Raw genomic sequence first — 24,315 nt, forward strand, 5'->3', positions numbered from 1 at the left:
TGCCCGCGCCGCTGTGCGGCGCGTCACGGGCGGTCCCGGATGAGTCCCGGCGCGCGTGGGGTTGGTACGGGAGTGAGCACCTCGTCCGTCCCCGCCCCGCCTCTCGACGTCGACGTCCTCGTGGTGGGCGCAGGACAGGCCGGGCTCTCGGCCGCGTTCCACCTGCGACGCCGGAGCCTCGTCCCGCTCGGGCGTGACGGCCTCCCGTCGAGCCTGCCCGACGGCGGCGCTCCCTCGGGTGCCCCGCGCACCTTCGTGGTGCTCGACGCCGCGCCCGCCCCGGGAGGCGCGTGGCAGTTCCGCTGGCCGTCGCTCACCATGGCGCAGACGCACGCGGTGCACGACCTGCCCGGGCTGGCCCTCGACGCGGGCGACCCGCAGGAGAGCGCGAGCACCGCCGTCGGGCGGTACTTCGGGGCGTACGAGCAGGTCAACGACCTGCGGGTGCTGCGGCCCGTCGCGGTGCGCGGGGTGCGCGACGACCCGGGCTCCGGCGCGCTCCTCGTCGAGGCCGTCACGCCCGACGGGCCGGTGACCTGGCGCGCGCGGACTCTCGTCAACGCGACCGGCACGTGGACGAAGCCGTTCTGGCCCTGGTACCCGGGCCGCGAGACGTTCTCCGGAGAGCAGCTCCACACGCACGACTTCGGCGCCGCCGAGGACTTCGCGGGCCAGCGTGTCGTCGTCGTGGGAGGCGGTGCGTCCGCGACGCAGCTCCTGCTCCAGATCGCGCCGCACGCCGCCTTGACCACGTGGGTCACGCGCCGCGAACCCGTGTGGGTCGGCGGTCCGTTCGACGAGAGCCGGGGGCGCGACGCCGTGGCCCTCGTCGACGAGCGCACGCGCGCGGGCCTGACCCCGGAGAGCGTCGTGTCGGTCACCGGTCTGCCGCTCACGCCCGCGTACGAGGCGGGCATCGCGTCCGGCGTGCTGCGCCGCCTGCCGATGTTCTCGCGCGTCGTGCCCGACGGCGTCGCGTGGGACCCCGGCGTCCGTCCCGACGGCGTGACCCACCAGGGCGCCGACGTGATCCTCTGGGCCACGGGCTTCCGGGCCGCGCTCGACCACCTCGGACCGCTCGGCCTGCGGGGGCCCGGCGGCGGGATCGTCATGGACGGGCCGACCGTGGTCGAGGACCCGCGGATCCAGCTCGTCGGGTACGGGCCGAGCGCGTCGACGATCGGGGCGAACCGGGCCGGGCGGGAGGCGGTGCGCGCGGTGCTGCGGGTGCTCGACGCCCACGTGCCCCGACCAGCGAGGGCTCCAGGTCACGCTCGCCCTGACAGCTCGGTGATGGTGCCCGCCGCTAGGCTGCCGAGGTGACCCCCACCCTGCCCGAGCCGGCCGACGGCATCGTCGACCCGCCCGTCGACCGCGTCCAGCGACGGACCGTCTCTGTCCTCGCCGCGAGCCAGGTCTTCGGCGGGATCGGGGTCGCGACCGGGATCTCGGTCAGCTCCCTCATCGCGTCCGAGCTCTCGGGCTCCGACGCCATCGCCGGTCTCGCCCAGACGACCGCCGTCGTGGGCGCCGCGATCGTCGCCCTGCCGCTGTCGCGCCTCGCCGAACGCCACGGTCGGCGCCGGTCCCTGGCCACCGGGTACGTCGTCGCCTTCCTCGGGGCGCTCCTCGCAGCGACCGCGACGCTGCTCCAGACCTGGCCCCTGCTGCTCGCGGGGATGCTCCTCTTCGGGGCGGGCTCCGCGACCGGCCTCGCCTCGCGCTTCACCGCGACCGACCTCGCCCGCCCCGAACGCCGTGCCACCGACCTGTCGGTCGTCATCTGGGCGACGACCATCGGGTCGGTCCTCGGGCCGAACCTCGCCGGGGCGACCGAGAAGCTCGGCCTCCTGCCCGGCCCGGCCGGGGAGCACGGTGCCCACGGCACGTCCGCCGCACCGCTGCTCGTCGCCTCCCTCGCGTTCGCCGCGGCCGCAGCCTCCGTCTGGCTGCTCCTGCGCCCCGACCCGCTCCACGTGGCCGCGGCCCGTGCGGTGGCCGGGACGACGGCGGCCGGCGCAGCTCCTGACCAGCCCGGGACGAACCGGGCCGGCGCCCGCGCACCCGAGGACGTGGCGCCGTCGGGCCTCGTGGACGCCCCGAGCACCACCCCCACCCCAGCGCCACCGCGCCCCGGCTTCCGTGCCGGGCTCGCCGCCGGGTGGGCCGTCATCCGCGCCTCCGCGACCGCGCAGCTCGCGCTCGCGGCGATCGTCGTGAGTCACCTCGTGATGGTCGGGCTCATGTCCATGACGCCCGTGCACATGGGGCACGGCGGCGCGAGCCTGCAGATCATCGGGATCGTCATCAGCGCGCACATCGCAGGCATGTACGTGCTGAGCCCCGTGATCGGATGGGCCGCGGACAAGGTCGGGCACGCGCGCGTGCTCGTGGTGGGCGGCGCGATCCTGCTCGCGTCGGCCGTGATCGTCGCCGGGGCCCCGAGCGACGACTCGGCACGACTGACCGTCGGGCTCGTGCTGCTCGGCGTGGGCTGGTCGTGCGGGCTCGTGGCCGGGTCCGCGCTGCTCATCGACGCGACGCCCGCGACCGACCGGACCCAGGTCCAGGGGCTCTCCGACTTTGCGATGAACCTCGGCGGGGCGGTCGGCGGGGTGCTCGCCGGGATCGTCATCGCGGTCTCGTCCTACGCTGCGCTGTCCTGGGGTGCCGCGGTTCTGCTCGTCGCCTACCTCGTGCTGGTCGCGGGCAGGCTCCTGCGCAAGGATGGGCCGCGATCCCCTGGACTCCGGCCGACCCGATCATGAAGAAGGCACCCACCCCGTGACAGCATCCGCCCTGCCCGAGACCCGCACCGCGCTCGACGTCCTGACGACCGTCTTCGGGTACGACCACTTCCGGGGCGACCAGGCCGAGATCATCGATACGGTCGTCCGCGGGCAGGACGCGCTCGTCCTCATGCCCACGGGCGGCGGCAAGTCGCTGTGCTACCAGATCCCCGCGCTCCTGCGGCCCGGGACGGGCGTGGTCATCTCGCCCCTGATCGCTCTCATGCAGGACCAGGTCGACGCACTGTCCGCCCTCGGGGCACGCGCCGGGTTCCTCAACTCGACCCAGTCGGTGCCCGAGCGGCGCGCGGTCGAGGACGCGTTCCTCGCCGGAGAGCTCGACCTGCTGTACCTGGCCCCCGAGCGTCTCGGCGTGCCCGAGACCGTGCGCCTCCTGCAGTCGGGGAAGGTGTCCCTGTTCGCGATCGACGAGGCCCACTGCGTCTCGGCCTGGGGCCACGACTTCCGGCCCGACTACCTGCGGCTGACCGTGCTCGCCGAGACGTGGCCCGACGTCCCGAGGATCGCGCTCACCGCGACCGCGACGCAGCAGACGGCCGACGAGATCGTCCGGCGCCTCGAGCTGCACGACGCCCGCACCTTCGTCTCGAGCTTCGACCGCCCCAACATCACCTACCGCATCGCGGCCAAGGACTCCCCGCGCACCCAGCTCGTCGACCTGATCCGGGCCGAGCACGCCGGGGACGCGGGCATCGTCTACTGCCTCTCGCGCGCCTCGGTCGAGACGACCGCCGAGCACCTGAACGCGCACGGGATCCCGGCGCTGGCCTACCACGCGGGCATGGCGGCCGGTGCGCGCGCGGCGAACCAGTCGCGGTTCCTGCGCGAGGACGGCATCGTCATGGTCGCGACCATCGCGTTCGGCATGGGCATCGACAAGCCCGACGTCCGGTTCGTCGCGCACCTCGACCTGCCCAAGTCGGTCGAGGGCTACTACCAGGAGACGGGCCGCGCCGGACGAGACGGCCTGCCGTCGACCGCATGGCTCGCGTACGGGCTCCAGGACGTCGTCCAGCAACGCCGCATGATCGACACGTCCGAGGGCGACGCGGCGCACAAGCGGCGCATGGGCGCGAACCTCGACGCGATGCTCGCCCTGTGCGAGACCATCACGTGCCGCAGGGCCCAGCTCCTCGCCTACTTCGGCCAGGACGGGCCCGCGTGCGGGAACTGCGACACGTGCCTCGCCCCGCCCGAGTCCTGGGACGGGACCGTCGCCGCGCAGAAGGTCCTCTCGACCGTCCTGCGCCTGGAACGTCAGGGCCAGCGCTACGGTGCCGGGCACGTCGTCGACATCCTCACCGGGAAGCCGACCCCCCGGGTCACCTCGCTCGGGCACGACCAGCTGCCCGTCTACGGCGTCGGGGCCGACCTCAGCGCCACCGAGTGGCGCACCGTGGTCCGGCAGATCCTCGCGCAGGGCCTGCTCGGCGTCGACAGCGACGGGTACGGGACCCTGAGCCTGACCGAGGCCGCGGACCCCGTGCTCGGCGGGAAGCAGGAGGTCCGGCTGCGCCGGGACGTACGGACCAGGACGTCCCGCACCCGCAAGCCCGCAGCGGCCGCGGCCGACGCGGAGCTCACGCCCGACGCCGCAGCGCGCATGGAGAAGCTGCGCGCCTGGCGGGGAGCGACCGCCAAGGAGAGCGGGGTGCCGGCCTACGTCGTCTTCCACGACGCGACCCTGCGGGCGCTCGCACAGCGCAACCCCGTCTCGATCGACGACCTGTCCGACGTCAGCGGGATCGGCGCCGCCAAGCGCGAGCGGTACGGCGAGGCGATCCTCGAGCTCCTCGCCGAGGGGTAGCACCTGCCCGACGGGCGTGCGGTGCCCGGGCGTGCGCCGTCAGCGCGCGGCGAGCTGCTTGTAGAAGACCGTCGTCGACACGAGCGCGCCCCCCGCGACCCTGGCGAACCCGGGGACGGCGCCGACCTCGGTCCAGCCCCACCGCCGGTAGAGGGACTCGGCCAGGCTGCCCGTCTCGGTGTCGAGCGTCAGGAGCGAGCGCCCCTCGGCGCGCGCGAAGCGTTCGATCGTCGCCATGAGGCCCGGCGCGAACCTGTTGCCCCGCGCCTGGCGGTGCACCAGGAGCTTGACGACCTCGGCGCGGTGCGTGCCGTTGTCCTTCGAGGTCAGGGCGAGCGAGGCGGTCGCGACGATCCTCCCCGAGTCGTCGCGACCGACCCATGTGCGGTGGTCCGGGTCCGCGAGGAACGCGGACCACCAGGCCGTCGCCGCCGCCGTGGTCGGAGCCTTGACCCACCCGACGCTCGCGCCGCCCTGGACGCAGTCGATCAGCACGTCCGCGAGGTGCGACAGGTCGGCCGTCCTGGCGGCGAGGCTGTCGAGGAGGGAGAACCCGGCCGGGGCCGCGACGGCCGCCGGGCCGGGACGGCCGGGGGAGCCGGGGCGACCCGCCTGGGGCGAGCCCCCCGGGCGCCCTGGCCGGACGGCGGTCCCGCCTCGCGTGGTCGAGGGGACGAGCGCGCCACCACCGGGCGCGGGGAAGGTGAGGGGTTCGATCCGCATGGCCGTCACGCTAGCCACGACGGGTTTCGGTCCCGTGAACACCAGGAGCCGTCCCCGTGTCCGACCGGGCGGCCTCCGACCGGGCCTGGCGGAGCGGGCGCGCCCTCGAGGCCTCGCTGGTTCCGACGACGCTGCCGGGGCGCGTCGTCGCGCGGCGCACGCTCCCGCCGGGAAGACTGGGGACTCCTGCGTCCTGTGACGCGCACCCCCAGGAGGTCCCGTGTTCCTCAGCCTGCTCGCCGCGATCGCCGCCGCGGTCGGCTACGGCGTCAGCACCGTCATGCAGGCCGTCGCGGCCCGCCGTGCCCAGGGGCTCGCGGTCGTGCGTCAACCGCTCGTCATCCTCGCGTTCACGGTCGACCTCGTCGCCTGGTTGTTCTCCCTCGTCGCGCTCGACCACCTGCCGCTGTTCGTGGTCCAGGCAGTGCTCGCGAGCTCGCTCGTCGTCACGGTCCTGCTCGCCAGGGTGTTCCTCTCGGTGCCCATGCGGAGGATCGACGTCGCGGCCATGGCCGCCATCGTGGCTGCGCTCGTGGTGCTCGGGATCGCGGGTGGCGAGCAGCCCGCCCCGGTCCCGCCGGACTGGTTCGCGCCCGTGCTCATCGGGGTGGCCGTGGGGCTCGCGGTCCTCGCGCTGGTGTTCTACAAGGCCGGGACTCCCGTGCTGCTCGCGGTGATCGGCGCCCTGGGGTACTCGGGGGCAGCCGTCGCGGCGCGCGGCGCGCACGCCTCGGGGGACATCTGGGACACGATCTTCCAGCCGCTCGCGATCGCGATCGTCGTGTTCGGGGTCGTGGGGGCGCTCGCCTACCTGCGCTCGCTCGAGCACGGCAAGGTCGGGACGAACGCCGCGATCCTGTCGGTCGTCGAGGTCGTCGTCCCGGGGGCCGTCGGCATCGCGGTGCTCGGGGACACGATCCGCTCGGGCTGGGACCCGGCGGTCGCCGTCGCGGCGCTCGTCGCGCTCGCGGGCTGCGTGGTCCTCGCGACGAGCCCCGCGAACGAGGCCGCCGAGGCGGGGGACGCGAGCGACGACGTCGGGCCGTCCAAGGACGCGGCGCCCGAGCCGGCGTAGGGCGCCCTCGTCGAGGTCCGCGGCCGGGCCACGAGGCCCGACGGCGGAGCCCGCCACGGGCGGTGGCGTCGCCCGGGGTGCGCCGGGCACCCCGGTCCCGGCGCGCCGACCCGCTCGGCGCGCCGGGCGGGCCTCAGTCCTCCGAGCCCGCGGGCTTCGCCAGGCCCGACGCGATGAGCGTCATGACCGAGGAGTCCGCGAGCGTCGTCGCGTCCCCGACGGTTCGGTTCTCGGCGACGTCGCGCAGCAGGCGCCGCATGATCTTGCCGGACCGCGTCTTGGGCAGCTCGGGGACCACGAGGATCTTGCGGGGCTTCGCGATGGGCCCGATCTCCTTGGCGACGTGGTTGCGCAGCTCGAGCTCGACGGCTGCGGCCCCGTCGGCGTCCGCGGCACGGGCAGCGTGCTCGCCGCGCAGGATGACGAACGCGACGACGGCCTGGCCGGTCAGCTCGTCCGTGGCCCCCACGACCGCGGCCTCGGCGACGAGCGGGTTGGAGACCAGCGCGGACTCGATCTCCGTGGTCGACAGGCGGTGGCCCGAGACGTTCATGACGTCGTCGACGCGGCCGAGCAGCCAGATGTCGCCGTCCTCGTCCTTCTTGGCGCCGTCACCCGCGAAGTAGATGCCCTGGAAGCGGGACCAGTAGGTGTCCTTGAAGCGCTCGAGGTCGCCCCAGATGCCGCGCAGCATGGACGGCCACGGCTCCGACAGCACCAGGTAGCCGCCACCCCCGTTCGGCACGGGCTGCGCGTTGTCGTCGACCACGTCGGCGACGATGCCCGGCAGGGGGACCTGGGCCGAGCCCGGCTTGGTCGCGGTGACGCCCGGCAGCGGCGAGATCATGATCGCGCCGGTCTCCGTCTGCCACCACGTGTCGACGATCGGCGCCTTGTCGCCGCCGACGACCCGGCGGTACCACATCCACGCCTCGGGGTTGATGGACTCCCCGACCGAGCCCAGGACGCGCAGGCTCGTGAGGTCGTACCGGTTCGGGATGTCCTCGCCCCACTTCATGCAGGCGCGGATCGCGGTGGGGGCCGTGTAGAAGATCGAGACCTTGTACTTCTCGATGATCTCCCACCAGCGGCCCTGGTGCGGGGAGTCGGGCGTGCCCTCGTAGATGACCTGCGTCGCGCCGTTGAGCAGCGGTCCGTACGTCACGTAGGAGTGGCCCGTGACCCAGCCGATGTCCGCGGTGCACCAGTAGACGTCGGTCTCGGCCTTGAGGTCGAACACGTTCTTGTGCGTGTACGACGCCTGCGTCAGGTAGCCACCGGTCGTGTGCAGGATGCCCTTGGGCTTCCCGGTGGTGCCGGACGTGTAGAGGATGAACAGGGGGTGCTCGGCCTCGACCCACACGGGGGTGTGCTGGACGTCGGCCGCTTCGAGGGCGTCGTGCCACCAGACGTCGCGGCCCGGGGTCCACTCGACGTCCTGCTCGGTGCGCCGCACCACCAGGACGTGCTCGACCGTCGTGGCCTCGGCGCCCTCCTTGGGGGCGAGGGCCTCGTCGACCGCAGGCTTGAGCGCCGACGCGGCACCGCGACGGTAGCCGCCGTCCGCGGTGATGACGACCTTTGCCTCGGCGTCGGCGATGCGGCTGCGCAGCGCGTCGGCCGAGAACCCGCCGAACACCACGGAGTGCGGGGCGCCGATGCGGGCGCAGGCCAGCATCGCGACGACCGCCTCGACGATCATGGGCAGGTAGATGACGACGCGGTCGCCCGTGGTCACGCCGAGAGCGCCCAGGGCGTTGGCCGCGCGCGAGACCTCGCGCTGCAGGTCCGCGTAGGTGACGGTGCGGGTGTCGCCGGGCTCGCCCTCGAAGTGGATCGCGACGCGGTCGCCGTTGCCCGCCTCGACGTGACGGTCCACCGCGTTGTACGCCGCGTTGAGGGTGCCGTCGGCGAACCAGCGGGCGACCGGGGCGTTCGACCAGTCGAGCGTCTCGGTGAACGGGGTCCTCCACGACACGAGCTCGTGGGCCTGGCGTGCCCAGAACGCGAGACGGTCGGCCCTGGCCTCCTCGTACAGCGCCGGCTGGGCGTTGGCCTGGGCCGCGAACTCGGGGCTGGGCGGGAAGCTGCGCTCCTCGTGCAGGAGGTTCTCCAGACCCGGCGAACCGGGCTGCCCGTCGACCTGGTTCTCGGTGGTGGTCACATTCTCAGGCACTCTTACCTCCGGTGCGCATCGACTCTGGTGCGGGGCTCGCGACGTGAGATCCCTCCGCCTGCGAGGTGGCGGAAGGGTGCGAGACACGTCGAGCGACGGGGCCTGTCCTGCCCCGACCGGGCCGAGTCTAGACCCCATCGGGTGACCCCGGTCACTGTTTCTCGAAATGGGAGAAGGTGCTGACAAAAGCCCACAAGTCGTCGCGCTCGGGTCCGCCCTGCGGAAGCCCCCGGGAGCGAGGACGCCCGACGGCGTCGCGCACCGCCGTCGGGCAGCCCGCCTCCCGCGGGGCCCGGGGCGGGCGACCGGGGCGGGCCACCCGGGCGCACCGAGTGTGCAATTCGGGCTGTCTCCAGGCGTGAGCAAGAGCCCGAACTGCACACTCGGCGTCCGGCAGGGGCTGCGCCCCTCAGGACGCGGCCGCCTCCTCCGCGCGGGCCGCGGCCTCGACCGCGGCCGCGACGACGGTCGTGACCTCGGGGTTGAACACGCTCGGCACGATGTACGTCGGGTTGAGCTGGTCCTCGTGGATCGTCGACGCGAGCGCGCGGGCCGCCGCGAGCAGCATGGTGTCGGTGATCTTGTGCGACTGGGCGTCGAGCAGGCCGCGGAACACCCCCGGGAACGCGAGCACGTTGTTGATCTGGTTCGCGAAGTCGCTGCGGCCCGTGCCGACGATCGCGGCGTGCTGCGCGGCCTCGACCGGGTCCACCTCCGGGGTCGGGTTGGCCATGGCGAACACGATCGAGTCCGGAGCCATGGTCGCGACGTCGTCGCCCGTGAGGATGTCCGGCGCCGAGACGCCGATGAAGACGTCCGCCCCCGCGAGGGCCTCGACGAGCGTGCCGGTCACACGCCGCGGGTTGGTGCTGATCGCGGTCCAGGCGAGCGCGGGCGCCAGGCCGGGACGGTCGGGGTGGATCACGCCGTCGACGTCCGCGACCACGACGTCGTGGGCCCCCGCCGCCAGGAGCAGCTTGAGGACCGCCGTGCCCGCGGCACCCGCACCCGACAGCACGATCCGCACCTCGGCAAGTTCCTTGCCCACGACCTTGAGCGCGTTCGTCAGCGCGGCGAGCGCGACGATCGCCGTGCCGTGCTGGTCGTCGTGGAACACGGGGATGTCGAGCTCGGCACGCAGCCGGCGCTCGATCTCGAAGCAGCGCGGCGCCGAGATGTCCTCGAGGTTGATCCCCGCGAAGACCGGCGCGATGGCCTTGACCGTGCGCACGATCTCGTCGGTGTCCTGGGTGTCGAGCGCGATGGGGAAAGCGTCGATGTCCGCGAAACGCTTGAAGAGCGCGGCCTTGCCCTCCATGACGGGCAGGGACGCGAGCGGTCCGATGTCCCCGAGCCCCAGCACCGCCGACCCGTCGGTGACGACCGCGATCGTGTTGCGCTTGATCGTCAGACGCCGCGCGTCCTCGGGGTGGGCGGCGATCGCCTCGCACACGCGCGCGACCCCCGGCGTGTAGATCATCGACAGGTCGTCGCGGTTGCGGATCGGGACCTTCGACTCGATCTGGAGCTTGCCGCCCAGGTGCAGGAGGAACGTGCGGTCCGAGACCCGCTCCACGCTGACCCCGTGCAGCACGCGCAGGGCCTCGACGATCTCCTCGGCGTGCGACTCGCCACGGGTCGCGACCGTCACGTCCACCGAGATGCGCTCGTGTCCCGACGCCGTGACGTCGAGCGCCGAGACGATCCCGCCGGTCTGCTCGATCGCGGTCGTGAGCTCGCTGACCGCGGTGGGCCTGGCCTCGACCTGGAGGCGGACGGTGATGGACGAGGAAACGCTCGGCGCTGAGGTCATGCAGCCAGGGTATTCGGCGCGGGCGACCGTCCGGCGCAGGCAGGCGGGCGAACCGGCGACGCCACGGGCGGGGAGCGCCTGCGGCGCCTCGGCCCGCAGCGCCGGCGACGCCACGGCCGGCCGCGCCGACGTCGCCTCGGGCGGCCCTCGACCATGCCCGGGCACGGGAACGGCGCCCCCGGAGGGGCGCCGCGCTCGCCAGCGGGGCGAGGGTTAGCAAGCGTGCTGCGAGGGTAGTGCTGCAACGGGTCGAGCCCGGTCAGCCAGTCCTATGCGTGGACTTCTCGCGCGTGGGTTCCGCCCGCCCCTGATGCTGTTGTCCCTCTGTGATACGCCTGTCCCAGGTGCCGCGCAAGGGGTGGGGAGCCGAACGGAGGAACCTCCACGAGGTGTTCGATCCCGAGCCGGGAGGACCCGGACAACGAGGACTCGGTTCGAACGCCGACGCCGGCCGGGCGCCTGATGCGATGCCCGCGGTGAGCGGCTCGGGTGACCCGTGCCCCGCCGTCGGGCACACCGGGCTGCTACGCGGCGGTGCCCTCCTGCGCCGCGCCGCCCGAGCGCCCGCGCACGGCCCGCCACACGCACCACGCGACGACCGCCACCGCCACGACGCCCCCGACCACGGCGGCCGTGCGCGGCGGCGAGAGCTGGGTGCGCAGCGTGACGGGTCGCGTGAAGGTGAGGGTGCCCCAGCCGCTCTCGCCCGCGAGGCGTCGCAGCGTCCGGTCGGGGTTGACCGCGAACCCGTGCCCCACCTCGGCGAGCATGGGCGCGTCCGTGATCGAGTCCGAGTAGGCGTAGGACGCGTCGAGGTCGTAGCCGTGCACCTCGGCGAGCTCGCGGATCGCGGTGGCCTTGTTCTCGCCGTACGCGTAGAAGTCGATCTCGCCCGTGTAGCGTCCGTCGACGATCTCCATGCGGGTCGCGACGTAGTGGTCGGCGCCGAGGACCGCGGCGATGGGCTCGACGACCTCCGACCCCGAGGCCGACACGATCACGACGTCGTGCCCCCGGTCGTGGTGGCTCACGATGAGCTCGACGGCCTCCGCGTACACGACCGGGTCGATGTACTCGTGCAGCGTCTCCTCGACGATCTGGGACACGGTCCGCACGTCCCAGCCCGTCACGAGAGCGCTCAGGTGCGCGCGCATGCGCTCGGTCTGGTCGGCGTCGGCGCCGCCCACCATGTAGAGGAAGTGCGCGTAGGCGCTGCGCAGCACGTCGCCGCGGCTGATGAGCCCGCCCGCGTAGAACGGCTTGGAGAAGGCCGCGGTCGACGAGGTCGCGATGATCGTCTTGTCCAGGTCGAAGAACGCGGCGACCTTCCGCGGGCGTCCCTCGCGGGCACCGGTCGTGGGGCGGGGGCCGGGCTGCGGTGAGTCCTGGGGATGGGTCACCCGGCGAGCCTAGCCGCAACCGGTGACCTGCGGGTGGTATGTCCCGGTTCCGGGGCGGTCCTGGGCGAGCGGATGTCGAACGGGCCGGGGCGCGGTACGTTCGCCCGTGACGGCTCCGCGGCACCGAGGCCGCGACGCCCGTCGCCACCGTGACCCGGCCCGCTGGAGGCACGCATGATCACGCTCGACGAGCTCCGCGCCGTCTCGATGTTCGAGCCCCTGCCGCCCGAGCCGCTCGAGTTCCTCGTGGGCGCGGTCGAGGACATCCACCTCCTGCCCGGGGAGTACTTCGCGCACGAGGGCGACGAGCGGGCGTTCTTCGTCGTGATCGAGGGCCGGGCCGAGATCACCAAGATGGTGGGCGGCGCCGAGCGCGTGATCGGGGTCCGCACGCCCGGCATGTTCTTCGGCGAGGTCCCCATGACGTTGAGCACGGCGTTCCCGGCGAGCGGGCGGGCGACCGAGGCGTCGCGCGTCATCAAGCTCGAGGCCCCCGTCTTCTACACCCTCGCGGCCATGGCGCCCTCGGTGCCCGACCACGTCGCGAGCCTCGCCCGCTCCTACCTCGACGCGCTCCAGGCGCACGCGTCGGAGAAGCCCGTCGCGGAGGCGTGCGTGATCGGCCCCCGGTTCGACGCGAGGGTCCGGGACCTCGCGACGTTCCTGACGCGCAACCACGTCCCGTTCGACCGCGTCGTGGTCGAGCCCGGGGACGAGCCCGACGGCGGCCCGCACCCCGTGCTCGAGCTCCGTGACGGGTCCCGGCTCGCCGACCCCGCGATGCGGGACGTCGCGCGAGCGGTGGGGCTCGCCGTCGAGCCGGCGCACGACGAGTACGACGTCGTCATCCTGGGGGCCGGTCCCGCAGGGCTGACCGCGGCGGTCAACGCGGCTGCCGAGGGGCTGCGCACGCTCGTCGTCGAGAGCCTCGCACCGGGCGGTCAGGCTGGGACCTCGACCCGTATCGAGAACTACACGGGCTTCCCGTACGGCATCTCGGGCGACGACCTCGCGAGCCGTGCCCTCACGCAGGCGCAGCGCCTCGGGGCGGAGATCGTCGTGACGCGCACGGTCGGCGCGATCGACCCGGGCGCGCACCAGGTCGTGCTCGACGGCGGCGACACGCTGGTCGCGCCCGTGGTGGTCGTCGCGACGGGCGTCGAGTGGCGCTCTCTCGCGCTGGCGTCGGTCGACCGCTTTCTGGGCAACGGCCTGTACTACGGGGCCGCACGCAGCGACGCAGCGCTCGCGCAGGGGCAGGACGTCTGCATCGTCGGGGCGGGCAACTCCGCGGGGCAGGCCGCGATCTTCTTCTCGCGGCACGCCCGGTCGGTGACGATGCTCGTGCGCGGACCGTCCCTCGGGGCGAGCATGTCGCGGTACCTGATCGACCAGATCGGCGCGAACCCGGGCATCCGCGTCCAGACGCGGCACCAGATCGTCGACCTGCACGGCGACGGGGCCCTCGAGGCCCTCGACGTGCTGGACTCCGCGTCGGGCACCACGACCCGGCGTGCGCTCCCGGTCGTGTTCGTCATGATCGGCGCGGACGCCGTCACGGGCTGGCTCCCGCCCGAGGTCGCGCGCGACGCGCACGGGTTCGTCCTCACGGGCGGCGACGCGGCGGCCGCGCCGCAGTGGACCGCCGACCGGCGGCCGTTCGCGCTCGAGACGAGCGCTCCGGGCGTCTTCGCGATCGGAGACGTGCGCTCGGGCTCGGTCAAGCGGGTCGCGGCAGGGGTCGGCGAGGGCGGGATGGCGATCGCGTTCGCGCACCAGTACCTCGCGCTCGCCCGCTGAGGCAGGGGCGGGGCGGGCAGTCGACCACAGACGCGGCGACGCACGAGTTTTCCACAGGCCCGACGGCGCAGCCCCCACGTGCGGGCGTCTCACCCCAGGATGGACCTGGCCCGGTCCCGGGCCGGTGACGAGGGGGGGACGTCCATGGGCAGGGCAGTGGCAGCAGTGGTGGGTGCGGTCGGCGCACGCGGCGGGGCGGGGACGAGCACGGTGAGCGCGGTGCTCGCCGACGGGCTGCGGCGGGCCGGACGGCGCACCGTGCTCGTGGACCTCGAGACACGGGGCGGCGGGGTCGACGTCCTGCTCGGCATCGACCACCGGGACGGGCCCCGCTGGTCCGACCTGCGCGACGCGCGCGGCGCCGTCGACGGGCGCGCGCTCGCGGGGCTGCTGCCCACCTGGCGGCACGTGCCCGTCCTCAGCGCGCACCGCGCCGACCCCGTGACCCTCGACGACGGCGTGGTGGTGGACGTCTGCTCGGCCCTCGCGGACACGTGCGACGTCCTGGTCCTCGACCTGCCGCGCTCGGTGCTGGACGGCGCAGGCGGCCCCGGCGGCCCGGGGCACACGGCCCTCGTGGGGGCCTGCGACACGCTCCTCCTCGTGACCCCGCTCGACCTGCCCTCGGTCGCCGGGGCCGTCGCGACCGCCGAGCTCGCGACCCGGCACGGCGCCGGGCGCGCGCTGCGCCTCGTGGCACGTCGACCCGCGCCCGGGCGCCTCGACCCGTGGGACGTGAGCGACGTCGTCGGGCTGCCGCTCGCCGCGACCGTGCCGTGGGACCGTGCGCACGCCGGGCGCGTCGAACGGGGCGAGGGGCCCGACGTCCGGGCCCGACGGCCCCTCGGCCGCGCCGGGACCGAGCTGGCCGTGGCCGTCGGCGGAGCCGACGTCGCGTCGCGAGGGGCCGCATGACCGGCGACGCGCTCGACGACGCCCTGCTCGCCGAGGTACGAGGGCAGCTCGTCGGCGGTGCCCCGGCCGACGACGCCCAGCTCCACGCGGCCCTGCGCGGCTCGGGCCGGGTGCTCGGCAGCGCCGCCCTCGCGGACCTGACCCGGCGCGCCCGCGCCGAGCTCTACGGCGCCGGCCCGCTCCAGCCGCTGCTCGACGACCCCGAGGTCACCGACGTCCTCGTCAACTCTCCGGCGGAGGTGTGGGTCGACCGTGGTGCGGGGCTCGAGCGGGTCCCCCTGCACCTGGGGAGCCCCGCGCAGGTACGGGCCCTCGCCGTCCGGCTGGCTGCCGCGGGCGGGCAGCGGCTCGACGACGCGAGCCCGCTCGTCGACGCCCGCTTGCCCGACGGGACGCGCCTGCACGCCGCGATCGCCCCCGTCTGCGAGTCCGGGGCCGTGATCTCCCTGCGGGTGCTCCGCTCCCGGGCCTTTACGCTCGACGAGCTCGTCGAGTCAGGAGGGCTGCACCGGTGCTGGGCGCCCGTGCTCCGACGCCTCGTGACCGAACGGGCCAACATGCTCGTCTCGGGCGGGACCGGGACGGGCAAGACGACCCTGCTCGCGGCGCTGCTGTCCCTCGTCCCGGGGCACGAACGGGTCGTGTGCGTCGAGGAGGCCCGCGAGCTCGTGCCCGACCACCCGCACGTCGTGCCGCTCACCGCCCGGCGAGCCAACGTCGAGGGGGCCGGCGCCGTCGATCTCGCCGACCTGGTCCGCAACGCGCTGCGCATGCGACCCGACCGGATCGTCCTGGGCGAGTGCCGGGGTGCTGAGGTGCGTGAGGTGCTCATGGCGCTCAACACGGGGCACGACGGCGGGCTCGCCACGATCCACGCCAACGCGGCGGCCGTGGTCCCCGCGCGCCTCGAGGCGCTCGCCGCGCTCGCGGGCATGCCGCGCGAGGCCGTCGCGGCGCAGGCCGCCGGTGCGCTCGACGTGGTCCTGCACCTGCGGCGGTCCGGGAGGGTGCGGTACCTCGCCGAGATCGGGGTCGTGCGACGCGACGCCCGCGGAGAGCTCGTGGTCGACCCCGTCGCGACGTGGGACCGGGAGCAGGACCCGGTCTACGGGACCGGGTGGGACGCGTTCGTCGACCGGTGGGGCGGGGCGTGATCCTCGGCCCGCTCGTCGCGTGCGTGGTGCTGCTCGCGGTCGCGCCGTCCGGGCGGTCGGCGGTGGAGGTCGGTCGTCCGGCCGACGGCTCCCGGGGACGCCGGCTCCTCGTGCGCCGCCGGGCCGCGCCGCCCTCCGTGCGGCTCGTGGTCGCGCACGTCGCCTCGCTGGTGCGCGCCGGGTCGGCCCCCGGTGCCGCCTGGGTCTCGGCAGCCGGGGTGCGCGTCGACCCGCAAGGGGTGCCCGACCGCGGCGACCTGCTCACCGTGGTGAGCGCTCGCGGATCGGTCGAGGCCGAGGGGCAGGTCGCCGCAGTCGTGGCGGCGAGCAGACTGGCCGCCGACGTGGGGGCACCGCTCGGCGAGGTCCTGGAGTCGATCGCGCGGGCGCTCGCGGCCGAGTCAGAGGCCCGGGCCGACCGCGAGGCCTCGCTCGCCGGGCCCGCAGCGACGGCGCGCGTGCTGCTGTGGCTGCCGCTCGTCGGCGTGCTGCTCGGCGTCGCGCTGGGGGTGGACCCGCTCGCGACCGCGCTGGGCGGGGGTGCGGGGACGGCCGGGCTGCTCGCGGGGGCGGTGCTCCTGCTCGTCGGTCGGCGGTGGTCGGGGCGGCTCGTGGCGCGAGCCCGTGCGGTGGGGGCACCACCGTGAGCGGCTGGTCCGTGAGCGTCGACGGGTCCGTGGTCGTGGCGGTCGCGTGCGGGTGCCTCGTCGCGTCGAGCGCGTGGTGGGCCGCGCGGGCCGGTGCAGGAGAGCGGCTCGCCGACCTCACGCGCGGCGCGCGTCCCACGGTGGGCCGGACAGGACCCGTCGGCGCCGTGGAGATCGGGGTCCTGCTCGAGCTGCTCGGGGCCGCGGTCCGCGCCGGGACGAGCGTCCCGCGGGCGCTCGAGGCGGTGGGGCAGGTGATCGGAGGGCCCGACGGCGCCGCGCTCCACCGCGCGGGGGCAGCGGTCGTGCTCGGGGCCGGGTGGGCCGAGGCGTGGGCGGGCGCGCCACCCCGGCTCGCCGTGGTCCAGGCCGCGCTGGGGCTCGCGTGGGAGCAGGGCGCGGCGCCGGGGGAGGCGCTGCGCGCGGCGGGCGAGCAGCTGCGCAGCGATCAGCAGGCCGCTGCGCGTCAGGCCGCGGCGCGGCTCGCGGTGCACCTCGTGCTGCCGCTCGGCGTGTGCTTCCTGCCGGCCTTCGTGCTCGTCGGTCTGCTGCCCGTGCTGCTGTCGCTCGGGGGTGGGGTGCTGGGGGACTGAACAGCTGGGCGGCCGGCACGCGGCACCGGCGCGCAGATCCAGGGATCACCGCCGTGCGACAGCGCGCACCTCGGCCAGCCGCCGTGCCAGGTGCTCACGCTCGGCCGCGTTGCCGCAGCGCCGGACGGCCTCCTCGAAGGACGCAGCAGCCTCCGCCGGACGGCCGGCTCGCGCCAGCAGCTCGGCACGTGTCGCCGGCAGCCGGTGGCTCGTCCGGAGGACCTCGTCGATCCCGTCGAAGTCGTCGATCAGGTCGAGGGCAGTGGCCGGACCCCGTGCCTCGGCGACCGCGACCGACCTCGCGAGCCGCACCATCGCCGAGCCCGTGACCACCTCCAGGTCCGCGTACAGGTCGGCGATCGCACCCCAGTCGGTGTCGGTGGCGCGTCCCGCGACAGCGTGTGCGGCGGCGATCGACGCCTGGAGGCGGTACTCGTACGCGGGGCCCGCGACGTCGTCGGGCACGGACGCGAGCAGCGCGAGGCCCGACGCGATCTCCTCCCCGCGCCACCGCGACCTGTCCTGGTCTGCGAGCAGCACGAGCGACCCGTCGGCCGCGGTCCGTGCGTCCCGTCGCGAGTGCTGGAGCACCATGAGAGCGAGCAGCGCACGCACCACCGGGCGGCCCGGCAGCAGCTCGTCGAGCAGCCGGCCCAGGCGGATCGCCTCGCCCGCGAGAGCGACCCGCAGGACGTCCGGCCCCGTGCCCGGCGCGTAGCCCGCGGTGAAGGTCAGGTACAGGACCGACGCGACGTCGTCGATCCGTTCGCCCAGGCGCTCGGGCGGCGGGACCTCGAACGGGATGCCCGCCGCGACCAGGCGCTTCTTCGCACGCGTCAGGCGAGCGGCCATGGTCGAGTCCTGGACCAGGAAGAGCCGCGCGATGTCCGGGACCGGCAGACCCGCGACGAACCGCAGCGTCAGCGCCGTGCGAGCCTCGACCGACAACGCCGGGTGGCAGCACGAGAAGACGAGCCGCAGCCGTTCGTCGGGCAGGTGCGCGCCGTCGTCGGACGCACCCGGGGCCCCCTCGGCCGCGTCCGCCGCAGACCTCGCCTCCACGATCATGAGCGGGACCTTCTGGACGGCGACGGCCTCCGCGCGCAGGCGGTCGAGGACCCGCCGCCCGGCCGCGGTGCGCAGCCAGGCGGCGGGGGAGTCCGGCACGCCGTCGACGGGCCAGGTGCGGGCCGCGGCGGCGAACGCGTCTGCGAGCGCGTCCTCGGCGAGGTCGGGACGCCGGTAGCGCGCGATCAGCATCGCGAGCAACCGCGCCCAGTGCTCCCGCCAGGCGTCCGAGAGCGCGTCGTCGGCCTCCGTCATCCGTGGTCTCCGAGGGACCGGGTCACAGGTCGTCCACGTCCACGACCGGGCGCAGCTCGACCGTGTACTGCGGCAGGAGGGCGACGGCCTCGATCGCGGTGTCGATGCTCGGCAGGTCCGCGAGGTAGAACCCGCCGAGCTGCTCGGTGAGCTCGGCGTACGGGCCCTCGGTCACGACGACCTCACCGCCCCGTCGCCGGACCGTGGTCGCCGCCGAGACCGTGCTCAGCGCCTCGGCGGCCTCCAGCGTCCCGCGAGCGCGGAGGAACGCCGCGAACTCGTCGTGCTGCACCATGTACCGCGACCGCTCGTCCGCGGACGCCGCGGCCCAGACCTGCTCGTCCTCGTACAGCAGGAACATGACCTTCACGGGTCAGACCTCCGCGCCGGCGGTCGACGCGACCGTGCCCGCGGGGCCCGCCGCGTCGTCCGCCCCGTGGTCGACCGTGGGACGGATCTCGTACGTGCAGCCGTCGCCCGCGAAGACCTCGTCGATGATCGTCGCGAGGCCTGGCAGGTCGTCGCTCACGACCAGGTAGAGGCCGCCGATCTGCTCGGCGAGCTCGGTGAACGGGCCCTCGGTCGTCCCGACGCCCGGGCGGACCAGTGTCGCCGTCCCGGCGGCCTCGAGCTCGACGCCGCCCGTGATGCGGTGCCCCTCGGCGACGACGCGGCGCGAGAACTCGTCGTGCTGGGCCATGATCTCCGCGGCCAGGTCCGGACGCATGGCGGGCGTGCCGTCCTCCGGGGCGTGGATCAGGATCGCGTACTCGGTGCTCATGATTCCTCCAGGTGGGTGGTGGGTCCTTCATCACGATGACGCGTGACCACCGACGGAATCGACAGCCGCTGCCGACCAGTCTTGCGCCAGTCTTCCGCCAGTCTCGCGGGAAGAGGTGGCGGCCGCGCGGAGAACCGGACACGGGCTGACCGGTACCGCTGTGCACCATGGCGGCATGAACCCACTCACGAGCCCGAGCGTCCCCGACTTCCCCGAGCCCACCCTGGTGGCCGTCAACGGGGTGGAGCTCGAAGTCTTCGAAGCCGGCAGGCAGAACGCAGGACGGCCCGTCGTGCTGTGCCACGGCTGGCCGGAGCACGCCTACTCCTGGCGCCATCAGGTGCCCGGCCTCGTCGCGGCGGGCTATCACGTCATCGTCCCGAACCAGCGGGGCTACGGCGGCTCGTCACGTCCGGCCGACGTGACGGAGTACGACATCGAGCACCTGACGGGGGACCTCGTCGCGCTCCTCGACCACTACGGCTACGAGGACGCCACGTTCGTCGGTCACGACTGGGGGGCGTTCGTCGTCTGGGGGCTGACCCTGCTGCACCCCCACCGGGTCAGCAGGGTGGTCAACCTGAGCCTGCCCTACCAGGAGCGCGGCGAGCGACCCTGGATCGAGGTCATGGAGGAGATGCTGGGCGGCGACTTCTACTTCGTCCACTTCAACCGCCGGCCCGGCGTCGCGGACGCCGTGCTCGACGGGAGCACGTCCCGGTTCCTGCGGAACCTCTACCGGAAGAACGAGCCGCTCGGAGCACCCGAGCCGGGCATGACGATGGTGAATCTCGCCAGGGCGGAGGCGCCGCGCGGCGAGCCCCTCATGAGCGACGACGAGCTGGCCGTCTTCGTCTCCGCCTTCGAGTCGACGGGCTTCACGGGCAGCATCAACTGGTACAGGAACCTCGACCGCAACTGGCACCTGCTGGCGGACGCGGACCCCGTCATCGAGCAGCCCGCCCTCATGATCCACGGCTCACGGGACATGGTCGCGAGGTCGGAGCGGCTCGCGGAGTTCGTGCCCCGCGTGGACGTGGTGGACCTGGACTGCGGTCACTGGATCCAGCAGGAGCTGCCGGAGGAGACGAACCGGGTGATCCTCACCTGGCTGGAGCAGCACGACGCCTAGCGACTCGGGCGGTCCGGCTGGACGGGCCGTGCACAGCCCCTTGTCGTGAGCCTCGCTCCACAGAGGCGCCTCCCGGCCCTGCGCGCCGGGCCCGAGGCCCGCCACAGTGGTCCGCACGGCGCGCGACGGGCGGGCCACGAGATCGAGGAGGCACCCATGAAGGCTGTGCACGGAGCGAGAGCGGGGTGGGCGGGGCTGCTCGCCCGCGTCCGCGGCGAGGACCCGGAGGCCGGCCTCGCGACCGCCGAGTACGCGGTGGCGACCATCGCAGCGGTCGGGTTCGCCGGGCTGCTCATCGCGATCCTCAAGAGCGGCGAGGTGCGCGAGATGCTGCTCGGCATCATCCAGCGCGCCCTGTCGATCGGGTGAGCGTGACGGCCACCGGTGCGTGGTGGCGGTTCCGTGACCGTGAGCGCGGCACGGTGACCGCCGAGCTCGCGCTCGCGCTGCCCGCGGTCGTCCTCGTGCTGGTGGCCGTCCTCACGCTCGCCGCGGCGGCGAACGCGCAGCTCCAGGCCGCCGACGCCGCACGCGCCGCAGCCCGGGCCGTCGCGATCGGCGAGGACGACGCGGCGGTGCGCGCCGTCGTCGGGCAGGTGGCGGGGGCTGATGCCACCGTGACCGTCACGCGCGGCGACCCGTGGGTCGAGGTGCGGGTCGCCCAGCCCGTGGTCGGCGGATGGCTGTCACGCTCCCCGCTCCAGGCGCACGGGGCGGCGGTCGCGTGGAGCGAGCCGTGAGACCTCGGGACCGCGGCTCGGGAACCGTGCTCGCGCTCGGCCTGATCGCCGTCGCCCTGGTGCTGGGGCTCGCGCTCGCCGCGCTCGCCTCGGCCCAGGGAGCCCGCGCCAGGGCGCAGGCGGCGGCCGACCTCGCAGCGCTCGCTGCCGCGACCGCCCTCCAGCGCGGGTGGGAGGCCTGCCCGACGGCGCGGGAGACCGCGGAGCGCAACGGCGCCGTGGTCGTGGCGTGCGTCGAGCAGGGGGCCGGTGTCGTCCGGGTCGACGTGACGCGCGAGGCGACGGGATGGACAGGGGCGCTGGGCACCGCGCGGGCCGCCGCACGCGCGGGACCGGAGTCGGCGCGGTGAGGTCCTCCACCGGTGGGTGCACGACTCGGCTGCGACACGCCCGGTGAGCCGCGGCCGAACCACGCACCCACCGCACGAGGTGTCAGTCGGACGGCGCGTGCGCGAGCACCGCGTCGAGCAGGCGGACCGCCGCGGCCTTGTCGAGCGGGTTGTTGAAGTTGCCGCACTTGGGCGACTGCACGCACGCCGGGCAGCCGTCCGCGCACGGGCAGCGTGAGATCGCGGCCCGCGTCGCTCGCAACCACGTCGCACCCAGGTGGAACCCGCGCTCGGCGAAGCCTGCACCGCCCGGGTACGCGTCGTACACGAAGACCGTGGCCTGCTCGGTGTCGACGTGCATCGCGGTCGACACCCCGCCCAGGTCCCAGCGGTCGCACGTCGCGAGCAGGGGCAGGAGCCCGATCGACGCGTGCTCGGCCGCGTGCAGCGCCCCCGGCGCGGTGTCGGCGTCGATGCCCGCGGCCTCGAGGACCTCGGCCGGGACGGTCCACCACACCGCGGTCGTCGGGAGCGTGTGCTCGGGCAGGTCGAGCGGCTCGGTGCCCAGGATCTGCAGGTCCGGCAGGCGTCGGCGCTGGAAGCTCACGACCTGGCTCGTGACCTCGACCGGCCCGAACCCCCACCCGATGGGCCCCCACCAGCGCTGGATCGCGGGGTGCGCGGCGTCGTTCGGGGCCGCGCCCTGCGGGACGGAGGGCTGCTCGCCCGGGGCCTCTCCCGGACCGGCAGCCGGGGCCTCGCCCGGCTCCTCGTCGCGGATGCCGTGGATCGCGATCTCGGTCACCGAGCGCGACCACGTCCCGAAGTCGACGTCGCGGCGCGCCACGAGGGCGACCCCGTCGCGCAGGTCGAGCGACTCCACGACGTAGCTCACGCCCTGGTGGACGTAGACCGCGCCGTCGTGGACCGAGCCGTCGGCGGACCCGGCGTCGACCGTGCCGAGCAGGCGCCCCGTGCCGGCCTCGACGACGCGCACGGGCGAGCCGCCCGAGCCGCGCAGGTCCGTCATCGCGGCGGCCGACTGGGCGTGCGTCCAGTACCACCCGGACGCCCGACGGCGCAGCGCACCCCGCGCGACCAGCACGCCCAGGAGCTCGGTCACCGCAGCCGGGTCGCCGAACTGGGAGAGGTCCGACTGCCGGAGGGGGACCTCCGCGGCGGCCGCACACAGGTGCGGTGCGAGGACGTACGGGTTGGCCGGGTCGAAGACCGTGGCCTCCAGGGGCGCGGCGAAGATCGCCTCGGGGTGGTGCACCAGGTAGGTGTCGAGCGGGTCCTCGCGCGCGACGAACGCGACCAGGCCGTCGGCCCCCGCCCGCCCCGCACGCCCGGCCTGCTGCCAGACCGACATGCGCGTGCCCGGCCAGCCCGCGATGAGCACCGCGTCGAGCCCCGAGATGTCGACCCCGAGCTCGAGCGCGTTGGTCGTCGCGAGGCCGCGGATCGCGCCGCTGCGCAGCGCCTGCTCGAGCTCCCGGCGCTCCTCGGGGAGGTAGCCGCCGCGATAGGCCGCGACGCGGCGCGCGAGCTGGGGCGACACGACGCGCAGGTGGTCCTGGGTCTGGGTCGCGACGGCCTCGGCGCCTCGGCGCGAGCGCGTGAAGGCGAGGGTCCGTGCGCCCGCCGCCGTGAGGTCGGCCAGGAGGTCCGCGGCCTCGGCCGTCGCCGACCGGCGGGGTCGCTCGGGGGAGTCGCCCGGGGTCGCGGGCTCGTCGGGGTCGTTCGTCAGGCCCAGCTCGTCGTGGGCCGTGGGGTCGATCAGCAGGGCCTCGGCGAGGGCCGCGTCGGCCGCCGGGTCGTTCGCCGCTGCCGCCCTGGCCTGCGCGGCTTCGTGGCCCAGGACCTCGGGCGGCTGCCACAGCGCGAACGTCTTGCGGCCGGCGGGGCTCGTGTCGGCGTCGACCGTGACGATCAGATCGGGCGCGACCCCGATGAGTCGGCCTGCCGTCACCGCGGGGTCGGCGGTCGTGGCCGAGGCGACGACGAACGTGAGGCCCCTGGCGCTGCTGTCAGGACGAGCGTGACCTCGAGGGCCTGCCGCGTCCGACAGCCCGGGAGACGACGAGGGAGCCGGGGCGTAGTGCGCCGAGAGCCGTGCGAGCCGCCGCAGCACCAGGGCCACGTGCGCCCCGAACACGCCCCGGTAGGAGTGCCCCTCGTCGACGACGACGTAGCGCAGGTTGCGCAGGAACCGCGCCCAGCGCCGGTGGTTGGGCATGAGCGCGAAGTGCAGGAAGTCGGGGTTCGTCAGGACGACGTCCGCGTACTCCTGCACCCACTTGCGCTCCTCGAACGACGTGTCGCCGTCGCACGTCGAGACCTTGACGTCGCCCGCGCGCGAGGCGTCGAGTAGGCGCTGGAGGCCGTTGACCTGGTCGGCGGCGAGGGCCTTGGTCGGGCTCAGGTAGAGGACCGTGCCGCGCGTCCGGGCGCTCTCGATCCGGCCCGGAGCCAGGGACTCCGCGGCACGGTCGGCGCGCACGGCGGTGAGGGCGGGCAGCCAGAACGCCAGGGACTTGCCCGAGCCGGTCGACGTCGCGAGCGCGACGTGCCGCCCCGACCAGGCGGCCTCGGCGGCCTCGACCTGGTGCGCCCACGGCCGCTCGACGCCCAGCGAGCGATAGCCGGCGACGAGCGAGGCGTCGGCCCAGCGGGGCCAGTCCGCCTGCTCGCCGGGGCGGCCTGGCAGGTGCTCGACGTGCGTCAGCCGGTCGGCGCGGCGGCCCCCCGCGAGCAGGACGTCGAGGAGGGCGCCGGGCCGGTCGGGGACGGCGTCGAGGAGCGCGCCGGGCCGGTCGGGGACGGCGTGGTCGGGGACGGCCGGGACGGCAGGGCTCGTGCCGGTGCTGCCCGGGGCGGGGGTGCGCGACGGGACGCTCGCCGGGTCGTCCGACGCGGCGTCCGGTTCCGGGTTTCGCGACGGGCTGGGCACGTCTCAGAGTCTCCCACCTGGGTCGTGCGGGTGCCGAACCTTCGTGCGAGAGCCGGTTCGATGCCGAGGTAGACCCGTGTGCGGGGGGGGGGGCCCCGGGGGGGGGGGCCCCCGCCCCCCGGGCGAACGCGGCGCGGGGGGGCG

The 24,315-nt window shown here is 74.8% G+C and carries 21 protein-coding genes; 13 read left to right on the forward strand and 8 right to left on the reverse strand.

The features are described from left to right. The first annotated feature begins 72 nt into the window (after positions 1-72). From ACFVQ3_RS16805 to recQ, 3 genes are read left to right on the forward strand one after another with little or no spacing between them, the layout of a single operon-like run. Positions 73-1,323, forward strand: a complete 1,251-nt coding sequence (locus tag ACFVQ3_RS16805) for an NAD(P)-binding domain-containing protein (RefSeq protein WP_387641419.1) — start codon at positions 73-75, stop codon at positions 1,321-1,323. Continuing rightward, positions 1,320-2,768, forward strand: a complete 1,449-nt coding sequence (locus ACFVQ3_RS16810) for an MFS transporter (RefSeq protein WP_387641422.1) — start codon at positions 1,320-1,322, stop codon at positions 2,766-2,768. Before ACFVQ3_RS16805 ends, ACFVQ3_RS16810 begins: the two co-directional genes overlap by 4 nt. Then, positions 2,728-4,617, forward strand: coding sequence for a DNA helicase RecQ (gene recQ / locus ACFVQ3_RS16815; RefSeq protein ID WP_387641425.1), 1,890 nt, complete (start codon positions 2,728-2,730; stop codon positions 4,615-4,617). Before ACFVQ3_RS16810 ends, recQ begins: the two co-directional genes overlap by 41 nt. A 39-nt stretch (positions 4,618-4,656) precedes the next feature. Here the strand turns inward: recQ and ACFVQ3_RS16820 are convergent, their stop codons facing one another. Beyond that, positions 4,657-5,340, reverse strand: a complete 684-nt coding sequence (locus ACFVQ3_RS16820) for a GNAT family N-acetyltransferase (RefSeq protein WP_387641427.1) — start codon at positions 5,338-5,340, stop codon at positions 4,657-4,659. Between the two features lie 220 nt (positions 5,341-5,560). Here ACFVQ3_RS16820 and ACFVQ3_RS16825 point away from each other — a divergent pair, with 220 nt between their 5' ends. After that, positions 5,561-6,415 carry a hypothetical protein gene (locus ACFVQ3_RS16825; RefSeq protein WP_387641430.1) on the forward strand — a complete coding sequence of 285 codons (855 nt, stop codon included), beginning with the start codon at positions 5,561-5,563 and terminating at the stop codon, positions 6,413-6,415. 133 nt (positions 6,416-6,548) lie between these two features. Here ACFVQ3_RS16825 and acs read toward each other — a convergent pair whose 3' ends face one another. The 3 genes from acs to ACFVQ3_RS16840 form a co-directional block, all read right to left on the reverse strand. After that, the gene (gene acs, locus ACFVQ3_RS16830; protein ID WP_387641433.1) at positions 6,549-8,579 is read right to left on the reverse strand and encodes an acetate--CoA ligase; all 2,031 of its coding nucleotides are present in this window, start codon (positions 8,577-8,579) and stop codon (positions 6,549-6,551) included. Between the two features lie 421 nt (positions 8,580-9,000). Next, positions 9,001-10,404: an NAD-dependent malic enzyme gene (locus ACFVQ3_RS16835; protein WP_387641435.1), complete on the reverse strand. Its 1,404-nt coding sequence runs from the start codon at positions 10,402-10,404 to the stop codon at positions 9,001-9,003. 524 nt (positions 10,405-10,928) lie between these two features. Next, complete coding sequence (locus ACFVQ3_RS16840) at positions 10,929-11,804, reverse strand: HAD family hydrolase (protein WP_387641437.1); 876 nt, start codon at positions 11,802-11,804, stop codon at positions 10,929-10,931. A gap of 174 nt (positions 11,805-11,978) precedes the next feature. Between ACFVQ3_RS16840 and ACFVQ3_RS16845 the strand changes: the two genes are divergently transcribed. The 5 genes from ACFVQ3_RS16845 to ACFVQ3_RS16865 all read left to right on the forward strand — a co-directional run bounded on the left by ACFVQ3_RS16845 (position 11,979) and on the right by ACFVQ3_RS16865 (position 16,913). Further along, entirely contained in the window at positions 11,979-13,604 is a 1,626-nt protein-coding gene (locus tag ACFVQ3_RS16845) for an FAD-dependent oxidoreductase (RefSeq protein ID WP_387641440.1), read from the forward strand. A gap of 144 nt (positions 13,605-13,748) precedes the next feature. Then, positions 13,749-14,519, forward strand: coding sequence for a septum site-determining protein Ssd (gene ssd, locus ACFVQ3_RS16850; protein WP_387641443.1), 771 nt, complete (start codon positions 13,749-13,751; stop codon positions 14,517-14,519). Next, positions 14,516-15,673: a TadA family conjugal transfer-associated ATPase gene (locus ACFVQ3_RS16855; RefSeq protein WP_387641446.1), complete on the forward strand. Its 1,158-nt coding sequence runs from the start codon at positions 14,516-14,518 to the stop codon at positions 15,671-15,673. The genes ssd and ACFVQ3_RS16855 overlap by 4 nt, the downstream gene beginning before the upstream one ends. Next, positions 15,670-16,320, forward strand: coding sequence for a hypothetical protein (locus tag ACFVQ3_RS16860; protein ID WP_387641449.1), 651 nt, complete (start codon positions 15,670-15,672; stop codon positions 16,318-16,320). The genes ACFVQ3_RS16855 and ACFVQ3_RS16860 overlap by 4 nt, the downstream gene beginning before the upstream one ends. Next, complete coding sequence (locus tag ACFVQ3_RS16865) at positions 16,317-16,913, forward strand: type II secretion system F family protein (protein WP_387641452.1); 597 nt, start codon at positions 16,317-16,319, stop codon at positions 16,911-16,913. The genes ACFVQ3_RS16860 and ACFVQ3_RS16865 overlap by 4 nt, the downstream gene beginning before the upstream one ends. Before the next feature lie 45 nt (positions 16,914-16,958). Here the strand turns inward: ACFVQ3_RS16865 and ACFVQ3_RS16870 are convergent, their stop codons facing one another. The 3 genes from ACFVQ3_RS16870 to ACFVQ3_RS16880 are packed head-to-tail and all read right to left on the reverse strand — an operon-like array spanning position 16,959 to position 19,017. Continuing rightward, positions 16,959-18,236, reverse strand: a complete 1,278-nt coding sequence (locus ACFVQ3_RS16870; RefSeq protein WP_387641454.1) for an RNA polymerase sigma factor — start codon at positions 18,234-18,236, stop codon at positions 16,959-16,961. Positions 18,237-18,258: 22 nt separating this feature from the next. Beyond that, positions 18,259-18,597 carry a YciI family protein gene (locus tag ACFVQ3_RS16875; RefSeq protein WP_387641471.1) on the reverse strand — a complete coding sequence of 113 codons (339 nt, stop codon included), beginning with the start codon at positions 18,595-18,597 and terminating at the stop codon, positions 18,259-18,261. A 12-nt stretch (positions 18,598-18,609) separates the two neighbouring features. Then, complete coding sequence (locus ACFVQ3_RS16880) at positions 18,610-19,017, reverse strand: YciI family protein (RefSeq protein WP_387641456.1); 408 nt, start codon at positions 19,015-19,017, stop codon at positions 18,610-18,612. A gap of 175 nt (positions 19,018-19,192) precedes the next feature. Between ACFVQ3_RS16880 and ACFVQ3_RS16885 the strand changes: the two genes are divergently transcribed. The 4 genes from ACFVQ3_RS16885 to ACFVQ3_RS16900 all read left to right on the forward strand — a co-directional run bounded on the left by ACFVQ3_RS16885 (position 19,193) and on the right by ACFVQ3_RS16900 (position 21,239). Beyond that, complete coding sequence (locus ACFVQ3_RS16885) at positions 19,193-20,149, forward strand: alpha/beta fold hydrolase (RefSeq protein WP_387641459.1); 957 nt, start codon at positions 19,193-19,195, stop codon at positions 20,147-20,149. 156 nt (positions 20,150-20,305) lie between these two features. Continuing rightward, positions 20,306-20,518 (forward strand): DUF4244 domain-containing protein, encoded by a 213-nt coding sequence (locus ACFVQ3_RS16890; RefSeq protein WP_138826155.1) that lies wholly within the window; start codon positions 20,306-20,308, stop codon positions 20,516-20,518. Next, complete coding sequence (locus tag ACFVQ3_RS16895) at positions 20,515-20,889, forward strand: TadE family type IV pilus minor pilin (RefSeq protein WP_387641461.1); 375 nt, start codon at positions 20,515-20,517, stop codon at positions 20,887-20,889. The genes ACFVQ3_RS16890 and ACFVQ3_RS16895 overlap by 4 nt, the downstream gene beginning before the upstream one ends. Beyond that, entirely contained in the window at positions 20,886-21,239 is a 354-nt protein-coding gene (locus ACFVQ3_RS16900) for an Rv3654c family TadE-like protein (RefSeq protein WP_387641463.1), read from the forward strand. The genes ACFVQ3_RS16895 and ACFVQ3_RS16900 overlap by 4 nt, the downstream gene beginning before the upstream one ends. 82 nt (positions 21,240-21,321) lie before the next feature. Here the strand turns inward: ACFVQ3_RS16900 and ACFVQ3_RS16905 are convergent, their stop codons facing one another. Continuing rightward, positions 21,322-23,976 (reverse strand): DEAD/DEAH box helicase, encoded by a 2,655-nt coding sequence (locus ACFVQ3_RS16905; RefSeq protein ID WP_387641474.1) that lies wholly within the window; start codon positions 23,974-23,976, stop codon positions 21,322-21,324. Positions 23,977-24,315 lie beyond the last annotated feature (339 nt).

This window comes from Oerskovia sp. NPDC057915 (genome assembly GCF_042887685.1).
GTDB lineage: Bacteria > Actinomycetota > Actinomycetes > Actinomycetales > Cellulomonadaceae > Oerskovia.